The following is a 25,457-nucleotide window of genomic DNA, read 5'->3' as shown; positions in this document are numbered from 1 at the left end:
AAAACGAGACAGAATTTTCTGTCTCGTTTTTTATTAAGCTAAATTCAAGTAATTCTCTAAATAAAGTGCCAAGCCATCTTCATCATTTGTATGACGCGTAATGTCATTTGAAATGTTTTTTAACGCTTCAATCCCATTTTGCATCACAACTCCATGACCAGCATACTGAATCATTTCATAATCATTATCTTCATCACCAAAAGCAATAATATCTTTTTGTTTAAAGCCGTAGACATCGGCAATTCGCTCAACACCAAGTGCTTTTTGAACACCAGCAGAAACAACTTCTAAACAAGGTGTGTTGCCACCCCAAGTTCGAACTTCAATGGAATCACCATAGCGAGCAATTAATTCATTTGTAATCGGTTTTTGGTTTTCAGCAGTTGTAAATAAACAAACTGAAGTTGGATTATCTTTTAAATTTTGTGGAGTTAACGCTGTAAAACTATTTTTTCCTTCTGGGAAAAAATGTTGATTTGGTTCATAAAAAGTATCTGCGTAAAATGAATCTTTGACTTCAGCACAAATCATATGAATATCTATATGTTGCTTTAAGCTTAGAATATCTAAAGCGACATCACGTTCTAAAGTCATATGATATTGAGATTCCCAATTTCTATTTGCAGGCATGTGACATAGAGCACCATTGAAATTGACAATTGGTGAATCTAATCCTAGTTCTTGGTAAAACTGTTTACTAATTCGGTAGGGGCGTCCTGTAACGATGGAAACTGTGTGGCCAGCATCACGTACCTTTTTAAAAACATCCTTCGTTTTTAACGAAATTTTTGACTCATTATTTAAAGTTGTGCCATCTAAATCGATTGCAATAAGTTTCTTTTCCATAAATACCTCCAAGTGGTTCTTTTCTTACAAATTCAACCTTTTATGGTACACTATTTTTAAGGCTATACAAATAGTGTACCATAAAAAAAAGGGGATTTGTACCCACTAGGAAAGAAGGAAAAAGAATGATTACAATTAAACGAGTGGTCATTGATGGCAATCCATTATTAGAAGTAGTGTCACAAGACAAGGCGACGGAGCAATTACCGACAGTAGTATTTTATCATGGCTGGACCAACTATAAAGAAAGTGTCTTAGTAAATGGCTATGAATTAGCAAAGCGGGGAATGAGAGCATTACTTCCAGATGCATACTTACATGGCGAGCGAATGGAAATGCCATTAGTTGAGGAAGCTTATAGTGAATTTTGGAACATTGTGACCCATAATTTAAAAGAGTTGCCTGGAATTAGAGACTATTATGTAGAAGCAGGCCTATCGGACCCTAATCGGTTTGGCGTAACGGGTCTATCAATGGGAGGTATTACAACTTGTGGAGCATTGACGTGCTATCCATGGATTAAAGCCGCTGTTTGTTTAATGGGAAGTCCTGAACCCATTCAGTTTTCACATTGGTTACTAAGCTCATCTTGGGCAGAAGGACTGAGTGTGCCTGAAAAATATTTAACCAAATTACAAGAATTAGAACCCATTGATTTAAGTTGTCAACCGGAAAAAATTGCAGGCCGACCCGTTCATTTTTGGCATGGTACAAGTGATACAATGGTACCTTATCAACCAACTTTTGATTTTTATCAAAAAATAAAAGAAGAAAATTTTGCTAAGAATGTTAGTTTTACGACAACAGAAGGAGTCGGGCATAAAGTTCCCTATTTAACTTCAGTCGAAATGGCCGATTTTTTTGCTGAGCATATCTAAATAGAAGCTAAGAAAGATTTACTTTTCATCTAAAAAAAGGTATGATTATGTCAGAACTTAACTGGAGGTAGTATGATACATGACTGATAAAGAAACAGTTTGGACCGAAGATGAAATTAATGCAATTAAAGAACATATCGTAGCTGCTTTGGAACAAGTTATTGATCCAGAATTAGGGATTGATATTGTGAACCTAGGACTAGTCTATGAAGTGGAATTATATAATGGTGGACAATGTGTCATTAAAATGACCCTAACAACTATGGGATGCCCATTGGCAGATGTGATTACTGAGCACATTATCCAAGCGCTAAAAGAAGTACCAGAAGTTTCAGAAACAAAAGTGGAACTTGTTTGGTATCCTGCGTGGACAACTGATAGAATGTCAAGATATGCACGAATTGCTTTGGGGATTCGTTAAAAATGAGTGAATTTTTAAAAGCTAGCTTACTTTGTCTAAAAAGTGAGCTAGCTTTTTTATAAGTTTTATTTGCTTAATGTGGTGGGATTTATGATTCTTTCATATAGCAACGTATAGTTAAAAATGGTATAATGAGCTATTATTATTTAAATAACTAAGAAAGTGGTGTGGGGAACCCGATAAATTATGAAAAAAATAGAAATTGATTGGAATTATTGGATTGTACGATTTTTATTCGTAGTTGTAGTTATACTTGGTTTTATATTCATAACAAATTTTCAAATTGTAATGGATGGAATAGGGCGATTTTTAGGTGTCTTATCACCTTTTATATTTGGCTTTATAGTAGCTTATTTATTAAATGGTGCTCAGAAAAAAATAGAAATTCTTGTTAAAAAAATTAATGTCCCTCTTATACAAAAGCGCAGTCGAGCAATAAGTGTGTTGATTTTATATACTGTTAGTCTCTTCTTAATCTTTTTAATTCTGAATTATCTTGTGCCTTTAATTATTCAAAATATTATCGATGTCATCCATTTGTTGCCAGCTTTTTATAGCTCTTTATTAGAGTTTGCGACTGGGTTAGAAGATAAAGGCATTATTGAGTTAATTAAGTTAGAAGACTTCTTTAAATCATTTACATCTAGTTACACGCCTGAAAAAATATTAATGCAAAGTACGGCGTCTTTAGCTTCATTAGGAATTTTTGCCAAAAATATTTCTGTGGGTGTACTAAATACGTTCTTAGCTTTCGTTATTTCAATTTATGCGTTGATTTTCAAAGATTCTTTACTTGGTTTTTTTGCACAAGTTTCTAAGAAAATTTTATCAGAAAAAACATTTAAGCGCAGTAAAACATTGGTGCAAAGAACGAATGAAATATTTTATAAATTTATCATTTGTCAGTTTATTGATGCGTGTATTTTAGGAGTGCTATCAACAATTATTTTATCCCTATTAGGTGTGAAATTTGCAGTAACACTAGGAATATTATTAGGTATTTGTAATATGATTCCTTATTTCGGCTCCATTTTCGCTTCGATTGTGACGATGATTATTACCTTTTTCACTGGCGGACTAAGCTTAGCAATAGCTACGATCATTTCGTTACTAATCCTGCAACAAATTGACGGTAATATCATCGGACCTCGTATTATGGGAGGGGCACTGAATTTAAACCCAATTTTAATTATTTTATCGATTACAGTTGGTGGGGCTTATTTCGGAGTATTGGGAATGTTTTTATCGGTTCCAGTAGCCGCAATTCTCAAAATATTAGTCATGAATTGGTTAGAAGCAACCAGTAAAGGCGATGAAAAAGGTCAAGAAATTTCTCCACTGTGAAAATGAAGAAGAAAGGCATTTTGTCTTTCTTCTTCATTTTTTTACATAAAATCTACCGTTCTCTTTTGTGTTAGTAAGAAAAGTTATAAAGAATACATAATAAAATTATGGTAAACTTGATGATTTTATTTCAAAATTTAGTATTTTTCTACCTAAATTAAAAGGGGTATCAGTTCAAGTTTTGCTTCAGTTGTATTATACTAAAGAAAAGGAGATGATGAACTATGCCTCAAGAATATCAACGAGTATTGGTAGCCATTGACGGATCAAAAGAATCTGATTTAGCCTTTAAAAAAGCCGTTCAAGTGGCGAAAAGAAACAAAGCTGCACTAATTAGTTTGCATGTGATTAATGATAGTGATTCAGTTTTCAGTTATGGATATGCAGGGATTGATTTGAATCAATTAATTGCAAATGAAACCAAAGAATCAAAAGAAAAGCTTGATACTTTACTGCTTTATGCAAAAGAACAAGGTGTTGAGTCGGTGCAATCTATTATCGAATTTGGCAATCCTAAAAAATTAATTGCTAAAACAATTCCTAAAAAAGAAAAAATTGATTTAATTATTGTCGGTGCAACTGGCTTAAATGCAATTGAGCGTGTGTTAGTAGGTTCGGTAGCAAGTTATGTTATTACACATGCTGCTTGTGATGTGTTAGTAGTAAGAGATGAAATTTCTGAATAGAAAAAACAAAGATTGGTCAAAATACCTATTGAAAACACAGCGATGCTTTGATGTGAATTTAATGGGTATTTTTTGCGAAAAAATAAATAGATTTTGTTTGACCTTTTTTGACCAATTAGATATAATACTAATAGAAAGTAATTAAATAAATAAAAATCATGTTGGAAATTGCTCTTAAATGAGCCTAAAAGAATTCAAAAAACTTTTTGTCTTGACCAGTTTTTATGAGCCAGTCCTTCGAGAAAAAGATGAAATTTCGAGATGGCAAAGAACGCCACATCGAATTTCCCTATTTTCTTACCAGGCCTAATCGGCTCAACAAACTTTTTATCAAGGCTAGTTCTTATGAGCCAGTCCTTCGAGAAAAAGATGAAATTTCGAGATGGCAAAGAACGCCACATCGAATTTCCTTATTTTCTTATCAGGCCTAATCGGCTCAACAAACTTTTTATCAAGGCTAGTTCTTATGAGCCAGCTCTTCGAAAAGAAGATAAAATCCCCTCAAAGTAAAAAGATACTTTGTGTGTATTTTCCTATCTTTTTGCCAGAGCTAAACGGCTCAACAAACTTTTTATTATAGGAGGAATTTTTATGGAATTAGAAAAATTAACTTCAACGATGCAACAAGCATTAGGTGATGCGCAACAAATCGCCGTGACTCGCCATAATCAGGATATCGATATTGTCCATCTTTGGAAAATATTTTTAACTCCTGATCATTTTGCTCGAGGTTTGTATCAAGAAAGCGGAATTGATACCGCCGCATTTGAACAAGAAGTTGATCGTGAATTAGATCGCTATCCATCTGTTGAAGGTGGCAATGTTCAATACGGGCAAGGTATGAGCCAAAATTTGTACAATTTATTATTAGAAGCAGATAAAATTAGAGAATCTTTTAAAGATGAATATATGGCAACAGAAACAGTTGTGCTTGCTTTAATGAAATTAAAGAATTATAGCTTAACTAGATATCTAAAAGAGCAAGGTTTAAATGAAAAAACCTTGCGTGAATTAATTGAAAAAATGCGAGGAGGAGATCGTGTGACATCACAAAATCAAGAAGAACAATACCAAGCATTAGAAAAATATGGTACTGATTTGATTCAGGCAGTTAAAAGTGGAAAGCAAGATCCGGTCATCGGTCGTGATGAAGAAATTCGCGATGTAATCCGAATTTTGTCTCGGAAAACAAAAAATAATCCTGTTTTAATTGGGGAACCAGGTGTTGGTAAAACCGCAATTATTGAAGGATTGGCTCAACGGATTGTGCGGAAAGATGTTCCTGAAAATCTAAAAGATAAAACTATCTTTTCTTTAGATATGGGTGCTTTGATTGCTGGAGCAAAATTCCGGGGTGAATTTGAAGAACGATTAAAAGCAGTCTTGAAGGAAGTTAAGAAAAGTGACGGTCGAATTATTCTCTTTATTGATGAAATTCACACAATTGTCGGTGCTGGAAAAACAGAAGGTAGCATGGATGCAGGGAATCTTTTAAAACCAATGCTAGCTCGTGGTGAATTGCATTGTATTGGGGCAACAACTTTGGACGAATATCGTCAATATATGGAAAAAGATAAAGCCTTAGAAAGACGTTTCCAACGAGTTTTAGTCAATGAACCAACTGTTGAGGATACAATTAGTATTTTACGTGGACTGAAAGAGCGCTTTGAAATTCACCATAGTGTCAATATTCATGACAATGCATTAGTAGCAGCAGCAACATTATCGAACCGTTATATTACAGACCGCTATTTACCAGATAAAGCGATTGATTTGATCGATGAAGCCTGTGCAACTATTCGTGTTGAAATGAATTCAATGCCAACAGAGCTAGACCAAGTCACAAGACGTTTAATGCAGTTAGAAATTGAAGAAGCTGCTTTGAAAAAAGAAAGCGACGATGCAAGTAAGAAACGCTTGAATTTATTACAAGAAGAGCTTTCTGAATTAAGAGAACAAGCGAATCAATTGAAAATGAAGTGGGAAACTGAAAAAGAAGAGGTTTCTAAAATTCGGGATAAACGGGCTGAAATTGAACAAGCACGTCGTGAACTAGAAGAAGCAGAATCAAATTATGACTTGGAACGTGCAGCAGTGCTACGCCATGGTCAAATTCCAGAATTAGAAAAAGAAATTGAAGCTTTAGAAGCTGAGAATGAAGAAAAAATTAAAGGCGATAATCGTCTTGTTCAAGAAGCGGTAACTGAAAATGAAATTGCGACGGTTATCGGTCGAATGACAGGTATTCCTGTTAGCAAATTGGTTGAAGGCGACCGCGAAAAATTATTGAAACTAGGCGAAACCTTGCATAAACGTGTAATCGGTCAAGAAGAAGCAGTTGATAGTGTAACGGATGCTGTTATTCGTGCTCGGGCAGGACTACAAGATCCATCAAAACCATTGGGATCATTCTTGTTCCTAGGACCAACTGGAGTAGGGAAGACAGAATTAGCCAAAGCGTTAGCTGAAAACTTATTTGACTCTGAAGAGCATATGGTTCGAATTGATATGAGTGAGTATATGGAAAAACACAGTGTTTCTCGTCTAGTTGGTGCGCCTCCAGGATATGTTGGTTACGAAGAGGGCGGTCAATTGACAGAAGCAGTTCGTCGCAGTCCATATACAATTGTACTTTTGGATGAAATTGAAAAAGCTCATCCAGATGTCTTCAATATTTTATTGCAAGTCTTAGATGATGGTCGTTTAACAGATTCTAAAGGCCGAATTGTTGATTTTAAAAACACTGTTTTAATTATGACAAGTAATATTGGTTCTAGTTTATTACTAGATGGAACAGATGCTGATGGTCAAGTTGATCCAGCTGTTGAGGATCAAGTTATGAATTTACTAAAAGGTTCATTTAAACCAGAATTTTTAAATCGAATCGATGACACTGTTTTGTTCACACCATTGAGTTTAGAAGATGTTAAAGGGATTATTGTTAAAATGACAGCTTCACTAAGCGAAAGATTAGTGGATCAAGAAATTGTCTTAGAGATTTCTGATGAAGCTAAAACGTGGATTGCTGAAAATGCTTATGATCCAATTTATGGAGCTCGTCCATTAAAACGCTTCTTAACAAAAGAAGTTGAAACACCGCTAGCAAAAGAAATGATTGCTGGTCGTGTCCTACCAAAAACAAAAGTCATTGTGACATTACTCGGTGACCGTTTGGTTTTTGAGAATATTGATTTAAGTGAAGATGTATAAAAAAATTAGTGAGAAACCTTGAATTGACGCGGAGTTGATTCAAGGTTTTTTTATGTATTTAACTAAATATACATTTGTGAATAGCTGCGCATGTATAAAATGCGTAATTGTTCAATTGTGAGCAAATGCTTTTCAGCAACAGATTTAGAAAAATAAAATAGAATGGAAATAAAAAAAGTACCAGCTAAAAAGCGATACTTTTCTTTTTGAACATTCAATTAATTAATCTGTTGTTGTTTCAATTTTAGCTTTTTTTGAATCACTAGCTAGTAATTCTCCGATAGCGATACAAAGTACGCCGCCAGCTAAACCAAGTAGTGTTGCTAATTTAAAATCATACGTACTATTTCCAAGGGCACTTCCAATATAATAAGTGGCTTGTCCAACACAAAATGCCCAAAATATAGTTGCTACATATTTCATTATTTGCACCTCTTCTCATTCGCTTATATTTTATCATATTTTAGTGTTTTGTAAAGCCTAAACCTGATTTATTTATAAGAATCGTCTAAAAAAATTAGGTTTAAAAAAAATGATTAAAATCTTTAAAAAATAAAGGGGAATGTTCGTTTGCTAAGTAGGCAGAAAACAGGTTATAATAGGAAAGATGATTGGTTTTAACTAGTAGTAGATAAATAACGATGGGGGTGACCAACAGTATGACTTTTGTACACTTACAAGTAATCAGTGCCTTTAGTCTTTTAAAAAGTACAACTTCAATTGAAAAGTTGGTTATTTCTGCTAAAAATAAAGGGTATAGTGCAATAGCTTTAACGGATCACAACGTACTATACGGGGTCGTGGATTTTTATAAATGTTGTTTAAAGCATAACATTAAACCTATTTTAGGTTTAACACTAGATATTGCAGGGGTAATGGATAGTGGGAATAATTATCCGATAGTTTTATTAGCTGAAAATTTAGAAGGATATCAAAATTTGATGGCTTTGTCTACTGAAAAACAGCTTTTACCTGATGGGGAACGGCTTGATTTTCAATATATAAAACCATACTCTGCACATGTCATTGCAGTTACACCCGGTGAAACTGGGGAAATCGAACAGGCTTTGCTTAATAAAAATCCCCAACTAGCTGATGATATTACGACGAAATGGTTGGACTTATTTAAAAAAGAAAATTTTTATTTAGGTGTTCAAATCCATCAAAAGTTACAACCAATTCAGTCAAATTTGAAGGCATTAGCTGAAACAAAACATTTGAAAACTGTCGCATTACATGATATACGCTATTTAGATCCAAATGATGATTTCAGTACAAAGGTGCTGCGTGCTATTGATGCAGGTGAAAAAATTGATTTAGCTATCGAGTCTACCAGTGGCCCTTTCTATTTACCTGAAATGTCTGGAATACGAGAACGATTCGCAACAGCTGGTTTAGAAAAAGAAGTTGAGGAAACTGTAAAATTAGCTAATCGAATTCAACCAGAAATCTTATTGCACCAACATTTGCTTCCGAGATACCCTGTTCCAACAGATGCTAAAACAGAAGATTATTTAGCAGAACAATGTTTTAAAGGGTTACAAAAACGTGTTCCTAATGCAGATGAGCGTTATCAAAAACGTTTAAATTATGAATTAAGTGTCATTCAGAAGATGGGTTTTTCAGATTATTTCTTAATTGTTTGGGACTTAATGGCCTATGCTCATAAAACGAAGATTTTAACAGGAGCGGGTAGGGGTTCAGCTGCAGGTTCATTGGTTTCTTACGTGCTTGAAATTACGGATGTAGATCCAATTGAGTATGATTTGCTTTTTGAACGTTTCTTAAACGAAGAACGTTTTACGATGCCGGATATTGATTTAGATTTTCCGGATAACAGACGAGAAGAAATGTTAATCTATGTTAAAAATAAATATGGACAGGACCATGTGGCACAAATCGCGACATTTGGAACTCTCGCAGCCAAAATGGCTTTACGAGATGTAGCCCGTGTCTTTGGTTTGAGCCAAAATGAAGCGAATGTTTGGTCGAAAGCTATTCCTACGGTACTAGGGATTACTCTTGAAGAAGCTTTTAAAACATCAAGTAGTTTAAAAAAATTAGTGAATGAAACTGAAAAAAATAAACTTTTATTTGATACAGCTAAACGCATAGAAGGTTTGCCACGTCATGTTTCCACTCATGCGGCTGGGGTTGTAATCAGTGATCAACCACTAGTTTCGTTAATTCCGTTGCAACACGGCAGTAATGGAATTCATTTGACGCAATATGCCATGGGTAATGTGGAAGAGATTGGTTTATTGAAAATGGACTTTCTTGGACTTCGTAATTTACAGATATTAGATAACGCCTTACAACTAGTAAAACGTGAAAACGGAACAGATGTAGATATTCATAAAATTCCAATGGATGATCAAGCGGCTTTAGAAATATTTAGAAAAGCGGACACTTCTGGTGTTTTTCAGTTCGAGTCATCTGGTATTAAGAATGTTTTGCGGAAGCTTGGTCCAACATCAATTGAAGATGTAGCTGCGGTTAATGCTTTATATAGACCAGGTCCGATGGAGCAAATTGATTTGTTTATCGATCGAAAAAAAGGGCAAGTTCCAATTGAATACCCTCATGATAGCTTGAAAGAAATTCTAGGTGTTACTTACGGGGTTATGGTTTATCAAGAACAAGTTATGCAAGTGGCTTCTAAAATGGGTGGTTTTAGTCTAGGGCAGGCGGATATCTTACGTCGTGCTATGAGTAAGAAGCAGAAAAATATTATTGACGAAGAGCGTAAACATTTTGTTGAAGGTGCGCTAGAAAAAGGGTATACATCTGAAGTTGCTACAACTGTCTATTCTTACATTGAACGTTTTGCTAACTATGGATTTAATCGAGCGCATGCCTTTGGTTATGCCTTTATTGCGTATCAACTGGCCTTTTTAAAAGCTCACTATCCCCATGCTTTTTTTGCTGCCTTGTTGAATTCAGCTATCAACAATCCAACAAGAATCAAAGAATATTTATTGGAAGCTAAAAAACGAAAAATAACGGTTTTACCACCAGATATTAATCAAAGTTTGTATATGTTTTCTTTGAAGGAAGGTAAAATCCAATTTGGACTAATTAGTATCAAAGGCTTACGTCGTGATTTAGTCAAAGAGATTATTGCTTCGAGAAAAGAGCATGGACCATTTAAGGATTTAGTTGATTTTTTACGGAGAATAGATCAAAAATGGCTGAAAGATGAGATTATTCGTCCATTTATCTATGCTGGAGCATTTGATTGTTTTGGATACAGCCGTGGAGTGCTAGTTGCTTCTTTAGATGGGATTTTAACAAGTGTCAAATTTAGTGGGAATAATGTTGGTTTATTTGATATTTTAGCGCCAAAATATGAAACTCATACAGCTGATCTAAGTATGGAAGAACGATTAGAGATGGAAGAGCAAACATTAGGCGCCTATTTATCAGGACATCCAGTCGAAAGTTTTGAGAATATTCGGTTTTTAAAACAAGCGGGCTATATCAAAGATTTACAAGCTGGGACCAATGCTCGGATTATTGGTCTGGTAAAAAGTGTTCGTAAAATTAGAACAAAAAAAGGTGAACAAATGGCTTTTGTCCAAGTTAATGATCAATCGGCTGAGTGTTCCATTACTTTATTTCCGCAAAAGTTACGTCAATTTGGACGTTTAATTGAGAAAAATAAAATTATCTATATAGAAGGTAAAGTTGAAGAAGGTCAGCAAGAGGAAAAACAAATTTTAGTCAATCAAATTCTAGATGCGGTTGTTCTTGGAAGTGAAAGTAGTAAAGATAAGTGCTTTATTCGGATTCAATCTGAATTGGACTCACCTGAAATTTTAAAAAAAATGAATCAGATGCTGCAAGAAGAGCATGGGAATATTCCGGTTATTCTATATTATGTTGCCACCAATAAAAAAATGGTGCTCAATGAATCTGAATGGGTAAATGGTTCAGAAAAACTCATTCTAAAATTAGAAGAATTAGTCGGAAAAGGCAATGTTGTGCTTCAAAAAGGGAGTTAAAAGTTGAATCTCTGGTTCATATTGCACAAATAACGTTCTTTTTTTGCAAAATCGCTATTTTGAAAAGACAATTGCTCTGAAAAGTGTTAGAATAGCCATGTGAGCTTTTTACGATGCTATTGTTTGATTTGTTTCAACGACGGCTTAGAAAAAGGTTTAGGAAGACGTAAAAATTCTTTTTTGAAAGAAAAAAGTTATTTTTACGATAATAATTCTATGAGGTGAGAGGTATATGAAACGTATCGCTGTTTTAACAAGTGGCGGGGACGCTCCTGGTATGAATGCTGCCGTTCGCGCAGTTGTTCGTAAAGGAATTTACGAAGGTATGGAAGTTTACGGAATCAACTACGGTTTTGCCGGTTTAGTTGCTGGGGATATCCGTAAATTATCAATTAGTGATGTAGGAGATATGATCCAACGAGGAGGAACATTCTTATACTCAGCTCGTTATCCTGAATTTGCCACTGAGGAAGGCCAATTAAAAGGGATTGAGCAATTGAAAAAATTTGGTATTGAAGGATTAGTTGTTATTGGCGGAGACGGTTCGTACCACGGTGCAATGGCTCTAACAAAACATGGCTATCCAGCTGTAGGTCTACCTGGAACAATCGACAATGATATTCCTGGAACAGATTTTTGTATTGGATTTGATACAGCAATCAATACGGTTTTAGAATCAATTGATAGAATTCGTGATACGGCTACTAGTCATGTTCGGACTTTTATTATTGAAGTAATGGGTAGAGATGCTGGGGATATCGCTCTTTGGGCTGGTATTGCTGGTGGAGCAGAACAAATTATTATTCCTGAAAAAGAATTTGATATGGCAGAAGTTGCAAAAACAATCCAAAAAGGCCGTGACCGCGGTAAAAAACATAGTTTAATTGTGGTTGCAGAAGGCGTTATGGGCGGAAATGAGTTTGCTGAGAAGCTAGCTGAACACGGCGATTACCATGCTCGTGTAACAGTTTTAGGTCACGTACAACGTGGTGGTTCTCCATCAGCTCGCGATCGTGTTTTAGCAAGTAACTTCGGTGCTCATGCTGTTGATTTGTTAAAAGTAGGTCGTGGCGGTTTATGCGTTGGGATTCGCGATAACAAGATTGTTGAAAATGATATTGTTGAAACACTTGAAAAAGGTAAGCATAAAGCTGATTTATCCCTATATCAATTGAATAAAGAGATTTCTTATTAAAAAGAATCAAATAATTGAGATTTAAGGCTTAAAAATATATTTTTGGGAGAGATTATAAAACATGAAAAAAACGAAAATTGTATGTACAATCGGTCCAGCAAGTGAATCAGTAGAAACTTTGGTGAAATTGATCGAAGCTGGAATGAACGTTTGTCGTTTAAACTTTTCACATGGTGATTTTGAAGAGCACGGTGCACGCATTAAAAACATCCGTGAAGCATCAAAAATTACTGGTAAAATGGTAGCTATTCTTTTAGATACTAAAGGTCCTGAAATTAGAACACACAACATGAAAGACGGTAAAGTTGAATTTACTACTGGAGATGTTGAACGTATTTCAATGACTGAAGTTGAAGGCGATAATACAAGATTCTCTGTATCTTATCCAGAATTAATTAATGATGTTAATCCAGGTTCACACATCCTTTTAGATGATGGCCTAATTGACTTAGAAGTAACTGATATTGATCGTGCTGCGAATGAAATCGTAACAGTAGTTAAAAACTCAGGTACATTAAAAAATAAAAAAGGCGTTAACGTGCCAAATGTTTCAATTAACTTGCCAGGAATTACTGAGAAAGATGCAGCTGATATTATTTTCGGAATTGAAAATGATGTGGATTATATTGCAGCTAGTTTCGTTCGTCGTCCTAGTGATGTTTTAGAAATTACTGAAATCTTAGAAAAACACAATGCAACACACATCCAAATCATTCCTAAGATTGAAAACCAAGAAGGTGTCGATAATATCGATGAAATCTTGAAAATTTCTGATGGTTTAATGGTTGCTCGTGGCGATCTTGGAGTTGAAATTCCAACTGAAGATGTTCCTATCGTTCAAAAATCTTTAATCAGAAAATGTAATGAATTAGGTAAACCAGTTATTACAGCAACTCAAATGTTGGATTCTATGCAAAAAAATCCACGTCCAACTCGCGCAGAAGCAAGTGATGTTGCCAACGCAATTTTTGATGGAACAGATGCAATTATGCTTTCTGGTGAAACAGCTGCTGGGGATTATCCTGTTGAAGCCGTTCAAACAATGAATAGCATTGCTATCCGTACTGAAGAAGCTCTAGTTAATCAAGATGCTTTTGCTTTGAAAGCATACAGCAAAACAGACATGACTGAAGCTATTGGTCAATCAGTGGGACACACAGCTCGTAACTTAGGTATTCAAACAATCGTTGCAGCGACTGAATCTGGTCACACTGCACGTATGATTTCTAAGTACCGTCCTAAATCACATATCCTTGCGATTACATTCTCTGAACGTCAAATGCGTGGTTTAGCACTTTCATGGGGTGTTTATCCTCAAGTTGCTGAAAAACCAGTTTCAACTGATGATATGTTCAATTTAGCAACTCGTGTTTCTCAAGAAACAGGTTTTGCTAAAGAAGGCGATTTAATTATTATTACTGCTGGTGTTCCAGTTGGTGAACGTGGTACAACAAACTTAATGAAGATTCAATTAATCGGATCACAATTAACAAGTGGTCACGGTATTGGTAGAACTTCTGTCATTGGTAAAGCAGTCGTTGCTAAAAATGCAGAAGAAGCAAATGCAAATGCTATTGAAGGCGGAATTTTAGTTGTTCCAACAACAGACAAAGAGTACTTGCCAGCAATCGAAAAATCAGCAGCAATCGTTGTTGAAGAAGGCGGCTTAACAAGTCATGCTGCTGTCGTGGGAATTGCTATGAGCATTCCAGTAATTGTTGGAGCTGCAAATGCAACTTCATTAATTAAAGACGATGAATTAATTACTGTTGATTCTCGTCGTGGTATTATTTACCGCGGTGCTACAACAGCAATTTAATTAAAAAATAAGACGAGTCTTGACCTTAAACATTTGTTTAGGTCAAGACTTTTTTTGTACCCAAAGGACCTTAATGGTTTGTAAAGTTTTTCTTAATAATGAAGAATTAACTTAAGTCAGTCTAGTGTTTTAGGTATAATAAAAAGGTGCTGTTTATGTAAAGTTAAAGGTAGGGATAATATGAACTATACAGTGTTAATTGTTGAAAACAAGCAAGAAGCAAATCAAAAAATTGCAGAAGAATTATTTGCATCAGGCTATCATATTCGACTTGCAAACAGTAGTGAGACAGTAGATGAAGAGCTTAAGAAACAAACTCCAGATTTGCTGTTGATTGACAGTTGTTCAATTACTCAACAAGAACTAGGTGCTCTACTAAAAAAAGGTCAAAAAAATGTAGTACCTGTTCTAGTTATAACGAATAAAGAATCTCAAGAAAAAGTTTTAAGGCTATTAGGTGTGAAAAAAGAAGCGTACATAACTAGTCCTTTTGAAATAAATGATTTAATTAAACAAATTTGTAATCTTGTAGGTCACCAATCTAGCAACACTCTTAATAATCAAAATCAATTTAGTGGCACTAGAATAGGTGATTTAGTCGTAAATATAGAAAAAATGCTCGTTAAAAAAGAAACAGTCGAAATTGAATTAACGACGACTGAATTTAATATTCTCAAGTACTTGATGCAACATCCTAATCAAGTCGTAACAAAAGAACGAATTTATCGTTCTATCTGGCAAGAAGACTATCATGAAGGTGAAAATAGTATTAATGTCCATATCTGTAATTTGAAGAAAAAAATTGAAACTTTTCCCTCGAAACCCCAATATATCAAAACAGTTTGGGGAAAAGGTTACATGCTTGAATGGTCTTGAAAAGTTGATGTAGTCCATTAAATACTAGATTGCCCTTTTATTTCAGTTGGTTTTTCGTTAGAATAAAGAGGATGGAAAAGGAGCGAATAAATGATGATAGAAAGTTGGCTGTTTTTAGGTGTTATATTAGGAATTGCTTTAATTGCTAAAAATCAATCTTTAATTATTGCAACTGTGGTTGTTTTAATCTTAAAATTAATTCCTCAAACCGATAAATGGATGACACTGATCCAATCAAAAGGGATTAACTGGGGAGTAACGGTGATTACAGTGTCTATTCTAATTCCGATTGCAACAGGTCAAATCGGGTTTAAAGACTTGGTAAATGCTTTTAAGACACCTGTTGGATGGATTGCAGTTCTTTGTGGGATTGGTGTTTCCTTATTATCAAGTAAAGGCGTTGGTTTGTTAGCTGGAAGCCCAGAAGTAACGGTTGCGTTAGTATTTGGAACGATTATGGGCGTTGTTTTACTTGAAGGATTGGCAGCAGGACCTGTGATAGCGGCAGGTTTAACTTATTGTATTTTACAATTATTTCAATTGGATAAGTAATTCCACTAGACTACTATAGAAGAGTTTTTCTAACTTAAATGAAAATTTATAGGCAAAGCTCGTATTCTAAGCTATAATAAGATGAACGAAAAAGACGGAGGAACAAAAAATGAATGAATCCTTAGGGAAAATCGTCACAGGTATTGTGACAGATGAGAATGAGAAAGCTTATTTTATCCAAAAAGAGGGCGTTACTTACCGCCTAAATAAAACTGAAACAATGAACTATCAATTAGGTGACCCCGTTGAAGGATTTGCCTATATTGCTATGAATAAAGACTTTGTGATGACACAAGAAATACCTAAAGCCCGTGTGGGACATTATGCTTGGGGAACAGTTGTGGATACAAGAAAAGATTTAGGTGTTTTTGTAGACATCGGTTTACCTGATAAAGAAATGGTTGTTTCGCTAGACGAATTGCCAACAGAAAAGCGTCTATGGCCAAAAAAAGGTGATCAATTGATGATTGCTATTAAAGTTGACCAAAAAGATCGTATGTGGGGAACTTTAGCAGAAGAATCTGTATTTCAATCAATTGCTCGTAAAGGGAAAATTGAAGAATTAAAAAATAAAAATATAACTGGGACAGCATTCCGTTTGAAATTAGTTGGAACGTACTTGATTACGGAAGACTTTTATTTAGGTTTTATTCATCCTTCAGAAAGAAAAGACGAACCTCGTTTAGGTGAAGTGATTCAAGGACGCGTTATAGGTGTTCGTCCAGATGGCTTATTAAATATTTCTTTAATGCCTCGAGCTTTTGAAGCTATTGATGATGATGCTGGTATGTTATTAGCTATTTTAGAAAGAACACAAACAGGTAGTTTCCCTTATACAGATAAAAGTGATCCTGAAGCTATTCAAGAGCGTTTTGGTATTAGTAAAGGTCAATTTAAACGTGCATTAGGAAACTTAATGAAACAACGTAAAATAGTTCAAAAAGATGGAGAAACCATTTTAGTTGAAGCTCTAAATGAGAATGAAAAATAAGATTTTACTAATAAAACTTAATATAACAAGGGAAACTCATTGCAATTACATTGTAATATCTATAAACTAAAGAAGAAAATAAGGTACCACTGTTTATAATAATTATCAATAAGCGAGGCTAGTACATTGAAAACAACTGAATCTCCATTACTAAAAATTAAAAATCAATTACATTCAGCTGGATTTAAATTAACCCCTCAGCGTGAGGCCACAGTTGGAGTGTTATTGGAAAAAGAAAAAGATCATTTAAGTGCTGAAGAAGTTTATATGCTAGTGAAAGAAAAAAGTCCAGACATCGGTCTAGCAACAGTCTATCGAACGCTAGAGATTTTGACAGAATTAAATATTGTGAATAAAATAAGTTTTAATGATGGTTTGGCCCGTTATGATGTTCGTAAAGAAGGCGCTAAACATTTTCATCATCACCTACTGTGTATTGAATGTGGGAGTATTGAAGAAGTTCATGATGATTTATTGGAAGATATCGAGCGTGTGGTAGAAAGCCGTTTTCATTTTATTGTTAAAGATCATCGGTTAACATTTCACGGCATTTGTAAAGAGTGTCAGGAAAAAGGAAAAAAAGACTCGGAATAGTCTAATAAAAAAGGAGCAATGATCATTTTAGTTAGTGTTCACTGCTCCTTTTCTTTGTAAATTTTGTAGAAAAGAGGGAAGAGTAAAATGGAAGATGATTTAAAAGAGTATCTTCATTTTTTAACCATCGAGCGTGGTCTTTCAAAAAATACAATTGAAAGTTATCGCCGAGACTTAGTTCATTACTTAGATTATTTAAACGAGCATCAAATAGCTAGTTGGAATGAATTAGATCGTTATTTTGTGCTGAGTTTTTTGCAACAGCTTAAAGATGAAGAGAAAGCTGCAGGTACGATTATTCGGATGGTTTCTAGTTTGCGAAAATTCCATCAATTTTTAAAACAAGAGCGCTTAAGTGAAATCGACCCAATGTTACACATTGATACTCCTAAAAAAGCGCAAACACTCCCTAAAATTTTATCAATGAAGGAAGTTGAAAAGTTAATTGAAACTCCTGACACAAATACTACCTTAGGACTGAGAGATCGGGCCATGCTAGAAGTGATGTATGCGACGGGGTTGCGTGTAACTGAATTAACGGAATTAAGGTTAACCGATTTGCATTTATCTTTAGGATTGATTCAAACAATTGGAAAAGGAGATAAGGAGCGAATTATTCCGTTAGGTGATTTAGCCATTGAATGGATTGAAAAATATTTACGTTATAGTCGGGTAAAATTAGAAAAATCAGGTAAGCGAACGCCTTATTTGTTTTTAAATCATCATGGTGGCGGTTTAACTAGACAAGGTGTTTGGAAAAATTTGAAAAAATTAGTTCTCTTAGCAGGAATTGAAAAAGAGGTCACACCACATACTTTAAGGCATTCATTTGCAACTCATTTATTAGAAAATGGAGCTGATTTGCGAGTCGTACAAGAGCTTTTGGGGCATGTTGATATTTCGACGACTCAAATTTACACACATATCACTAAAAAACGGATGACAGAAGTGTATAAAACCTATCATCCGCGTGCTTAAAATAGATGGAAATTTAGGTGTTTTTCTAGTATTTCATGTTTTTTTTTACTATAATTAACTAGATGAATAAATAAGTAGGAGGATGAATAAAATGGTATTTAAAAGAATTCATTTAATCGTAATGGACTCAGTTGGAATCGGGGAAGCCCCGGATGCTGCAGTTTTCGGAGATATAGGTAGTGATACTCTGGGTCATATTGCTGAAGAGGCTGGCTTGACGATTCCAAATTTAGAAAAATTAGGTTTAGGAAATATTCGTCCTCTAAAAGGTATTGCAGAACGTATCGATAATCAGGGTTATTATACAAAGTTAGAAGAAATCTCGGTAGGAAAAGATACAATGACCGGACATTGGGAAATTACTGGTTTAAACATTCAAACCCCATTTAGAGTTTTTCCGAACGGATTTCCACAAGAACTTTTAGAAAAAATCGAGGCATTTTCAGGACGTAAAATAGTTTGTAATTTGCCTTACAGCGGAACTGAAGTTTTAGAAGACTTTGGTGAACATCAAATGAAAACTGGTGATTTAATCATTTATACTTCTGCAGATCCTGTCTTGCAGATTGCGGCGCATGAAGAAATTATTCCACTAGAAGAATTATACAAAATTTGTCAATATGTCCGTGATATTACGTTAGATGATCCTTATATGATTGGTCGGATTATTGCTCGTCCCTATTTAGGAACACCAGGTGCATTTAAAAGAACGAGTAATCGACATGATTATGCGCTTAATCCTTTTGGTAAAACAGTTTTAAATGATTTATCTGAAGCAGGAAATGACGTTATTGCAATTGGGAAAATCAATGATATTTTTAATGGATCAGGGATTACAGAATCTGTCCGTACGACAAGCAACATGGATGGAGTCGATCAACTATTAAAAGTGATGACTCAAGATTTCAATGGTTTGAGCTTTCTAAATCTTGTTGATTTTGATGCTTTGTTTGGCCATCGTCGTGATGTTAAAGGATACGCAGAAGCAATTGAAGAATTTGACCAACGATTACCTGAAGTTTTAGCAGAATTACGATCAGATGATTTGCTCTTAATTACTGCAGATCATGGCAATGACCCTACTGCTCCTGGTACAGACCATACAAGAGAATATGTTCCTTTGTTGGCCTATTCACCGAAACTAAGTGGACATGGTAAAATTCCTCAAGGCCATTTTGCTGATATTGGAGCAACAATTGCTGAAAATTTCAAGGTGGATGGAACAGGATTTGGAACAAGCTTTTTAAAAGAATTAATCTAAGTTATTGAACTAAAGGAGAATAATAATGACTACAAAATTACAAGAAAAAATAACAGAGGCAGCAGAATTTATCAAAAAACAAGGTATTGAAGATGTAGAAATTGGCTTGATTTTAGGTTCAGGACTCGGTGAACTTGGTGATGAGGTTGGAGAAGCTAAAAAGATTAAATATGATCAAATTCCTCATTTTCCAGTTTCAACAGTTGAAGGTCATGCAGGCCAGCTTGTTTATGGACAACTAGGTGGGAAAAAAGTTTTAGCTATGCAAGGTCGTTTTCATTTTTATGAAGGCTATACTTTAGAAGAAGTTACATTTCCAATTCGCGTGATGAAAGAGCTTGGCATTCATTCAGTAATCGTAACAAATGCCGCTGGTGGTATCAATACAAGCTTTGCTCAAGGTGAATTAATGCTGATTACTGACCATATTAATTATACGGGCGTAAATCCTTTGATGGGACCCAATGATCCTGCTATGGGACCACGATTTACTGATATGAGTCAAGCTTACGATGTTGCTTACCAACAAATAGTTCGAGAAGTTGCCAAGGAAATGAGTTTAGATTTAAAAGAGGGTGTTTATATTGGCTATACAGGTCCTACGTATGAAACACCAGCTGAAATCAAAATGTCAAGAATAATGGGAGCTGACGCAGTAGGGATGTCTACGGTTCCGGAAGTGATTGTAGCTGCACATGCAGGGCTGAGAGTTATTGGTATCTCATGTATCACGAACTTAGCTGCCGGAATGCAAGAAAGCTTGAACCATGATGAGGTTGTTGAGACGACTCAACGTGTAAAAGGTACCTTTAAAGCTTTGGTTAAAAACACCTTAGCAGCTATTTAATCTGTGAATTCCATGAATTACGCTTTTTTTCATTTTAATTAAGCGGAAATAGTGGTATCATAGCGTTACTGGATAAAAAGACAAAAAGAGGCACTTCACTTTAAAGTGGCTCGTTTTTGTTCCGCGTCAAAACAATTGGCCTGACGCCAGTCTGTTTTAAAATATTGATTTATCTATTAAATTAGAACAATATTTGAGTATATAAAAAGAGTGTGTTAAAGTAAATAGAATAAATTAGTAAGGATTGAAACGGGGAGAAAATATGGAGAATTCTTTATTAACGGGGACTATGAAAATTAATCAAGAAAACCATTTAGAAATTGGTGGGGTAGACACAGTTAAACTAGTGAAGAAATATGGAACGCCTGTTTATGTATATGATGTTTTTCAAATAAAAAAGCAAGCAAGAGCTTTTAAACAAGCTTTTTCGGCACAAAATATAACAGCTCAAGTAGCCTATGCAAGCAAAGCCTTTGCATGTCTAGCTATGTATCAATTAATGGCGCAAGAGGGTCTTTCTGTCGATGTCGTTTCTGGTGGTGAATTATATACAGCCATTCAAGCTGATTATCCACCTGAAAAAATACATTTTCATGGAAATAATAAAACAGAAAGTGAATTGATCGAAGCCTTAAACTATAAAATCGGTTGTTTTGTCGTTGATAATTTTAGTGAGTTGCATTTGTTGCATAAGTTGACCACTGAACGGAAACAAGAAGTCAACATCTTACTACGTGTTACACCTGGCGTAGAAGCTCATACTCATGAGTATATTTCAACGGGACAAGAAGATTCTAAATTTGGGTTTGATCTCTTAAATGGTCAAGCTAAATCGGCAGTTGATTTAGCGTTAACAATGCCTTACATGAAACTGATTGGGTTACACAGCCATATCGGCTCGCAAATTTTCGAGACAGAAGGATTTATAATGGCGATTGACAAGTTGCTCGCTTCTGTTAAGGAATGGCAAAAAGCAACAGCTTTTGATTTGGAAGTTCTTAATCTTGGCGGTGGATTTGGCATTCGTTATATCGAAAGTGACAAACCTTTAGCCATTTCAGAATATGTTGATAGAATTATCGCTGAAGTAATTGCTAAAACCACAGAGTATGGAATTACGATGCCTGAAATTTGGATTGAGCCAGGACGCAGTATCGTTGGAGACGCAGGTATTACGTTGTATCAAACAGGATCCGAAAAAGAAGTACCAAATGTGCGCAACTATTTAGCTGTGGATGGTGGAATGTCTGATAACATTCGTCCGGCACTCTATGATGCTGAGTATACTGGGATTTTAGCCAATCGTGGAAATGATCCAGTTACAGAAACTTATTCGATAGCAGGAAAATGTTGTGAATCTGGGGATATGTTAATTTGGGATTTACCGTTACCAAAAGCAGAGCGTAATGATATTTTAGCTGTTTTTAGTACAGGTGCCTACGGATATTCGATGGCTAATAACTATAATCGTATTCCAAGACCTCCAGTTGTATTTGTGGAAAACGGAACGGACTATCTAGTCGTTGAAAGAGAAAGCTATGCTGATCTAATGAGATTAGACCGCTCCTTACCGAAGGGTTAAGAGTAAAGTAGGAGGATATTTGATGTTAATTAACTACAAGAATGATTATGAAAAAATTATGATGGGGTTACTCTCTTTTGTGCCTGATTTAAAAGAGGTTTCACGTTTAAAAGCAGAGATTAATTGGTATCAAGCAGAAGAAAATCGACGCTTATATTTGTGGAGCAACGAGGAAACTACCGATTTTATTGGAATGTTAGGCATTGAAATTGAGCCGGAAATGGTTTTACTACGTCATATTTCGATTAATCCATCTTTTCGTAAAGAAGGCATCAGTTTTCGAATGCTGCAGGAACTAGATGAGAAGTTACCAGAAAGAAAAATAATTGGAACATTAGAAACAGCGCCTATCATTGCTAAATGGGAGCATTATAAAGAAAATTCTGAGAAACCGAACGAGCTAACTTAAAGAAAGAGGTTGAAAAAATAATGGCAGATATCACTGTTAAAATTGATGTTTTCGAAGGACCTCTAGATTTATTGTTACACTTAATTCAACAGTTGGAATTAGATATTTATGATATTCCGATGGCTGAAATCACTGCCCAGTATCTAGCCTATCTCCATACTATGAAGGAGCTAGAGTTAGATATAGCAGGTGATTATTTAGTAATGGCAGCAACTTTGATGGCGATAAAAAGTAAAATGCTTTTACCAAAGCAAGAATTGGAAGTAGACGAGGACGAAGAAGGCTTTTATGAAGAGGGAGAAGATCCTCGAGATGCCTTAGTTGATCAGTTACTAGAGTATCGTAAATACAAATATGCGGCAGACCTACTCAAAGATAAAGAAGAAGAGCGGAGCCAATATTACACAAAAACACCAATGAATTTGCAAGATTTACAGATTGATGTTCCTTTGCAGCCATTGCAGGTAACGACAATTGATTTATTTACTGCTTTTCATCAAATGATTACAAAAAAACAACAAAAAATACCCATGCAAACGAAGATTTCGTCAGAGGAAATTACAATTGATGAAAAGATGAAGACAATTGTCAAACGATTAAAACGCTTAAAAAAAGATGAAGCTATTTTATTTGATGATTTCTTTCAAGATCCAACTAAATCAGAAATGGTCACAACTTTTATGGCTCTTTTAGAGTTAATTAAAGAAGGAGCGATTTGGATCAATCAAGAAGAAATTTGTGGAGATATTTTAGTTTACGGATCTCAAGATGAAAATGAAACAACTCAAGGAGTAGAATGATGATGAATGAAATTGGTGCTGTAGAAACGTTACTTTTTGTGGCAGGAGATGAGGGGCTTTCTTTAGAAGAAATTGCGACTGTTTTAGAATGTACAACGCAATTTGCTTTTCAATTATTAACACAGCTACAAAAAAATTATGAGTCTTCTAAGGCGAGTGGTTTAATGCTGCTTGAAGTAGGGAATCATTATCAGTTAGCAACAAAAAAAGAATATGCTGGAATTATAAAAAAATATGCTGTCTCACCCTTATCAACAAATTTATCTCAGGCAGCCTTAGAAACGTTGGCAATTATTGCGTATAAGCAACCTTTAACGAGAATGGAAATCGATGAAATTCGTGGTGTCCAAACAAGTGGAGCCTTACAAAAACTATTACTTAGAGGATTAATTGAAGATAAAGGTCGTGTAAATGGCCCAGGACGGGCGATTTTATATGGGACTACGAATTATTTTATGGATTATTTTGGTTTAAAGAATATTAAAGAACTGCCAGCAATTGATGAATTAGAACAAGATCAAGAAGAAGTTGAATCTGATTTGTTTTTTGAAAAATTCAATCAACAATTTCAATCGCAAGAAGAATAAATGTTGAAAAAAGGGGAATTATTATTATGGAACGATTACAAAAAGTTATTGCACACGCAGGTGTTGCGTCAAGACGTAAAGCTGAAGAATTAATTGCTACAGGTCATGTTAAGGTGAACGGGCTAACTGTTAAAGAAATGGGTATTCAAATTGGAAATTCTGATGTTGTTGAAGTTGATGGTGTTCCCATTGATCGTGAGCAACCTGTTTATTTCTTACTATACAAACCACGAAATACTATTTCTGCAGTATCAGATGACAAAGAGCGTCGTGTTGTGACTGATTTCTTTGGTGGAGTTTCACAACGTATTTATCCAGTTGGAAGATTAGATTATGATACAACTGGTGTTTTAATCATGACAAACGACGGTGAACTATCGCAACAACTGATGCATCCTAAGTACCACATTCCAAAAACTTATGTAGCGAAGGTAAAAGGAATGGTAGATCCAATGTCAATCAAAAAATTAGAACGTGGAATCAAAATAGATGGCAAAAAAACAGCTCCTGCTAAAGCTAATTTAATTTCAGCAGATCGTGTAAAACAAACGTCTATTGTTGAGTTGACTATCTATGAAGGTCGTAATCGCCAAGTTAAAAATATGTTTATGGCATTAGGTTTTCCAGTTCAAAAATTAAAGCGCGAAACCTATGGTTCTTTAAATTTAGAAGGTTTAAAACCGGGTGAATGGCGTGAGTTGAAATCATTTGAAGTGAATAGCTTACGCAATTTAGCAAAAGAATCTCAAAACCAAAAAGATAAACGCTAAAAAGGTTATTGGTTGAAAAAATCAAGGTTTCTTGTGTATAATTGAGAAGATAGTGGATTTACTTGGAGAAAGAAGGTAGCTTAGATGAAAACTGATGCAATAAATATATTGATTGTAGATGACGAAGAGCGGATTCGTCGCTTATTAAAAATGTATCTAGAGCGAGAAAATTTTATTATAACTGAAACGGATAATGGAGAAGACGCTCTCTCTTTAGCTTTAGAGAATGATTACGATTTGATTCTGTTAGATTTAATGTTACCTAAAATGGATGGAATTGATGTAGCTAAAAATTTAAGAGAAACAAAAGATACACCAATCATGATGTTGACGGCTAAAGGCGAAGAAACAAATCGGGTTCAAGGTTTTGAAGTTGGAGCAGATGATTACATTGTAAAACCCTTTAGTCCAAGAGAAGTTGTCTTACGTGTAGCCGCTATTTTGAAAAGAACTCAAAGTGCGAAACCTATTACTCCAGAAAATCCTGATTTAATCGTATTCCCGCATATTGAAGTTGATAATCAAGCCCATCGTGTTCTAGCGGATGGTAAGCCGGTTAATTTAACTCCAAAAGAATATGATTTATTATTGTATTTAGCTCAAGCACCAGACCAAATATTTGGCCGCGAACAATTATTACGTGAAGTATGGAAGTATGAATTTTTTGGTGATTTACGCACTGTTGATACGCACGTAAAACGATTACGTGAAAAATTAGCTCAACAGTCAGATAAAGCAGCTAAAATGATTGTGACTGTATGGGGTTTAGGCTACAAATTCAATTCTCACTATGACTCTAAGGAGTAG

Annotated in this window: 23 protein-coding genes; 21 read left to right on the top strand and 2 right to left on the bottom strand. The window is 35.0% G+C overall.

The genetic code is table 11. The annotated features are described in order from the left end of the window. Positions 1-33 precede the first annotated feature (33 nt). Positions 34-846, bottom strand: coding sequence for a Cof-type HAD-IIB family hydrolase (locus tag MHI00_RS09360; protein WP_015076227.1), 813 nt, complete (start codon positions 844-846; stop codon positions 34-36). Between the two features lie 125 nt (positions 847-971). Between MHI00_RS09360 and MHI00_RS09355 the strand changes: the two genes are divergently transcribed. From MHI00_RS09355 to clpB, 5 genes are all read left to right on the top strand, one after another. Further along, positions 972-1,724 (top strand): prolyl oligopeptidase family serine peptidase, encoded by a 753-nt coding sequence (locus MHI00_RS09355; protein WP_035063963.1) that lies wholly within the window; start codon positions 972-974, stop codon positions 1,722-1,724. A 79-nt stretch (positions 1,725-1,803) separates the two neighbouring features. After that, positions 1,804-2,145, top strand: a complete 342-nt coding sequence (locus MHI00_RS09350) for a metal-sulfur cluster assembly factor (RefSeq protein WP_010049757.1) — start codon at positions 1,804-1,806, stop codon at positions 2,143-2,145. Between the two features lie 186 nt (positions 2,146-2,331). Then, a complete protein-coding gene (locus MHI00_RS09345; RefSeq protein ID WP_341113055.1) occupies positions 2,332-3,489 on the top strand; it encodes an AI-2E family transporter in 1,158 nt (385 codons plus the stop codon). Between the two features lie 224 nt (positions 3,490-3,713). Further along, entirely contained in the window at positions 3,714-4,175 is a 462-nt protein-coding gene (locus MHI00_RS09340) for a universal stress protein (protein ID WP_341113052.1), read from the top strand. A gap of 591 nt (positions 4,176-4,766) precedes the next feature. Beyond that, positions 4,767-7,385, top strand: a complete 2,619-nt coding sequence (gene clpB, locus MHI00_RS09335; protein ID WP_056998723.1) for an ATP-dependent chaperone ClpB — start codon at positions 4,767-4,769, stop codon at positions 7,383-7,385. A gap of 222 nt (positions 7,386-7,607) precedes the next feature. Here clpB and MHI00_RS09330 read toward each other — a convergent pair whose 3' ends face one another. After that, a complete protein-coding gene (locus MHI00_RS09330; protein ID WP_010050092.1) occupies positions 7,608-7,808 on the bottom strand; it encodes a YjzD family protein in 201 nt (66 codons plus the stop codon). A gap of 236 nt (positions 7,809-8,044) precedes the next feature. Between MHI00_RS09330 and dnaE the strand changes: the two genes are divergently transcribed. The 16 genes from dnaE (at position 8,045) to MHI00_RS09250 (ending at position 25,457) form a co-directional block, all read left to right on the top strand. Next, a complete protein-coding gene (gene dnaE / locus MHI00_RS09325; RefSeq protein WP_341113049.1) occupies positions 8,045-11,389 on the top strand; it encodes a DNA polymerase III subunit alpha in 3,345 nt (1,114 codons plus the stop codon). Between the two features lie 232 nt (positions 11,390-11,621). Next, positions 11,622-12,584, top strand: coding sequence for a 6-phosphofructokinase (gene pfkA / locus MHI00_RS09320; RefSeq protein ID WP_010050095.1), 963 nt, complete (start codon positions 11,622-11,624; stop codon positions 12,582-12,584). Positions 12,585-12,645: 61 nt separating this feature from the next. Next, a complete protein-coding gene (pyk, locus tag MHI00_RS09315; RefSeq protein ID WP_010050097.1) occupies positions 12,646-14,403 on the top strand; it encodes a pyruvate kinase in 1,758 nt (585 codons plus the stop codon). 180 nt (positions 14,404-14,583) lie between these two features. Then, positions 14,584-15,279 carry a response regulator transcription factor gene (locus MHI00_RS09310; RefSeq protein ID WP_341113043.1) on the top strand — a complete coding sequence of 232 codons (696 nt, stop codon included), beginning with the start codon at positions 14,584-14,586 and terminating at the stop codon, positions 15,277-15,279. 96 nt (positions 15,280-15,375) lie between these two features. Continuing rightward, on the top strand, positions 15,376-15,831 hold the full coding sequence (locus tag MHI00_RS09305) for a DUF441 domain-containing protein (RefSeq protein ID WP_341115139.1): 456 nt from the start codon (positions 15,376-15,378) through the stop codon (positions 15,829-15,831). A gap of 109 nt (positions 15,832-15,940) precedes the next feature. Continuing rightward, positions 15,941-16,822 carry a CvfB family protein gene (locus MHI00_RS09300; RefSeq protein WP_341113041.1) on the top strand — a complete coding sequence of 294 codons (882 nt, stop codon included), beginning with the start codon at positions 15,941-15,943 and terminating at the stop codon, positions 16,820-16,822. 126 nt (positions 16,823-16,948) lie between these two features. Further along, positions 16,949-17,416, top strand: a complete 468-nt coding sequence (gene fur / locus MHI00_RS09295) for a ferric iron uptake transcriptional regulator (protein WP_010050103.1) — start codon at positions 16,949-16,951, stop codon at positions 17,414-17,416. 87 nt (positions 17,417-17,503) lie between these two features. After that, positions 17,504-18,394 carry a site-specific tyrosine recombinase XerD gene (gene xerD, locus MHI00_RS09290; protein ID WP_015076243.1) on the top strand — a complete coding sequence of 297 codons (891 nt, stop codon included), beginning with the start codon at positions 17,504-17,506 and terminating at the stop codon, positions 18,392-18,394. 91 nt (positions 18,395-18,485) lie between these two features. Next, positions 18,486-19,655, top strand: coding sequence for a phosphopentomutase (gene deoB, locus MHI00_RS09285; RefSeq protein WP_341113037.1), 1,170 nt, complete (start codon positions 18,486-18,488; stop codon positions 19,653-19,655). A 25-nt stretch (positions 19,656-19,680) separates the two neighbouring features. Then, the gene (locus MHI00_RS09280; protein WP_015076245.1) at positions 19,681-20,502 is read left to right on the top strand and encodes a purine-nucleoside phosphorylase; all 822 of its coding nucleotides are present in this window, start codon (positions 19,681-19,683) and stop codon (positions 20,500-20,502) included. A 262-nt stretch (positions 20,503-20,764) separates the two neighbouring features. Next, the gene (lysA, locus tag MHI00_RS09275; RefSeq protein WP_341113035.1) at positions 20,765-22,084 is read left to right on the top strand and encodes a diaminopimelate decarboxylase; all 1,320 of its coding nucleotides are present in this window, start codon (positions 20,765-20,767) and stop codon (positions 22,082-22,084) included. Between the two features lie 22 nt (positions 22,085-22,106). After that, positions 22,107-22,493 carry a GNAT family N-acetyltransferase gene (locus tag MHI00_RS09270; protein WP_010050114.1) on the top strand — a complete coding sequence of 129 codons (387 nt, stop codon included), beginning with the start codon at positions 22,107-22,109 and terminating at the stop codon, positions 22,491-22,493. A gap of 20 nt (positions 22,494-22,513) precedes the next feature. Then, positions 22,514-23,293 (top strand): segregation/condensation protein A, encoded by a 780-nt coding sequence (locus MHI00_RS09265; RefSeq protein ID WP_010050115.1) that lies wholly within the window; start codon positions 22,514-22,516, stop codon positions 23,291-23,293. 2 nt (positions 23,294-23,295) lie between these two features. Further along, entirely contained in the window at positions 23,296-23,880 is a 585-nt protein-coding gene (scpB, locus tag MHI00_RS09260; RefSeq protein ID WP_016356425.1) for an SMC-Scp complex subunit ScpB, read from the top strand. 26 nt (positions 23,881-23,906) lie between these two features. Further along, entirely contained in the window at positions 23,907-24,650 is a 744-nt protein-coding gene (locus tag MHI00_RS09255) for a pseudouridine synthase (RefSeq protein WP_010050117.1), read from the top strand. A gap of 84 nt (positions 24,651-24,734) precedes the next feature. Then, positions 24,735-25,457, top strand: coding sequence for a response regulator transcription factor (locus tag MHI00_RS09250; protein WP_015076248.1), 723 nt, complete (start codon positions 24,735-24,737; stop codon positions 25,455-25,457).

This window comes from Carnobacterium sp. FSL E2-0243 (genome assembly GCF_038003605.1).
In the GTDB taxonomy this organism is placed as follows: Bacteria; Bacillota; Bacilli; order Lactobacillales; family Carnobacteriaceae; genus Carnobacterium; species Carnobacterium maltaromaticum.
The sequence above is the reverse complement of the archived record's forward strand: the minus strand, read 5'-3'. Positions and strand labels throughout refer to the sequence as shown.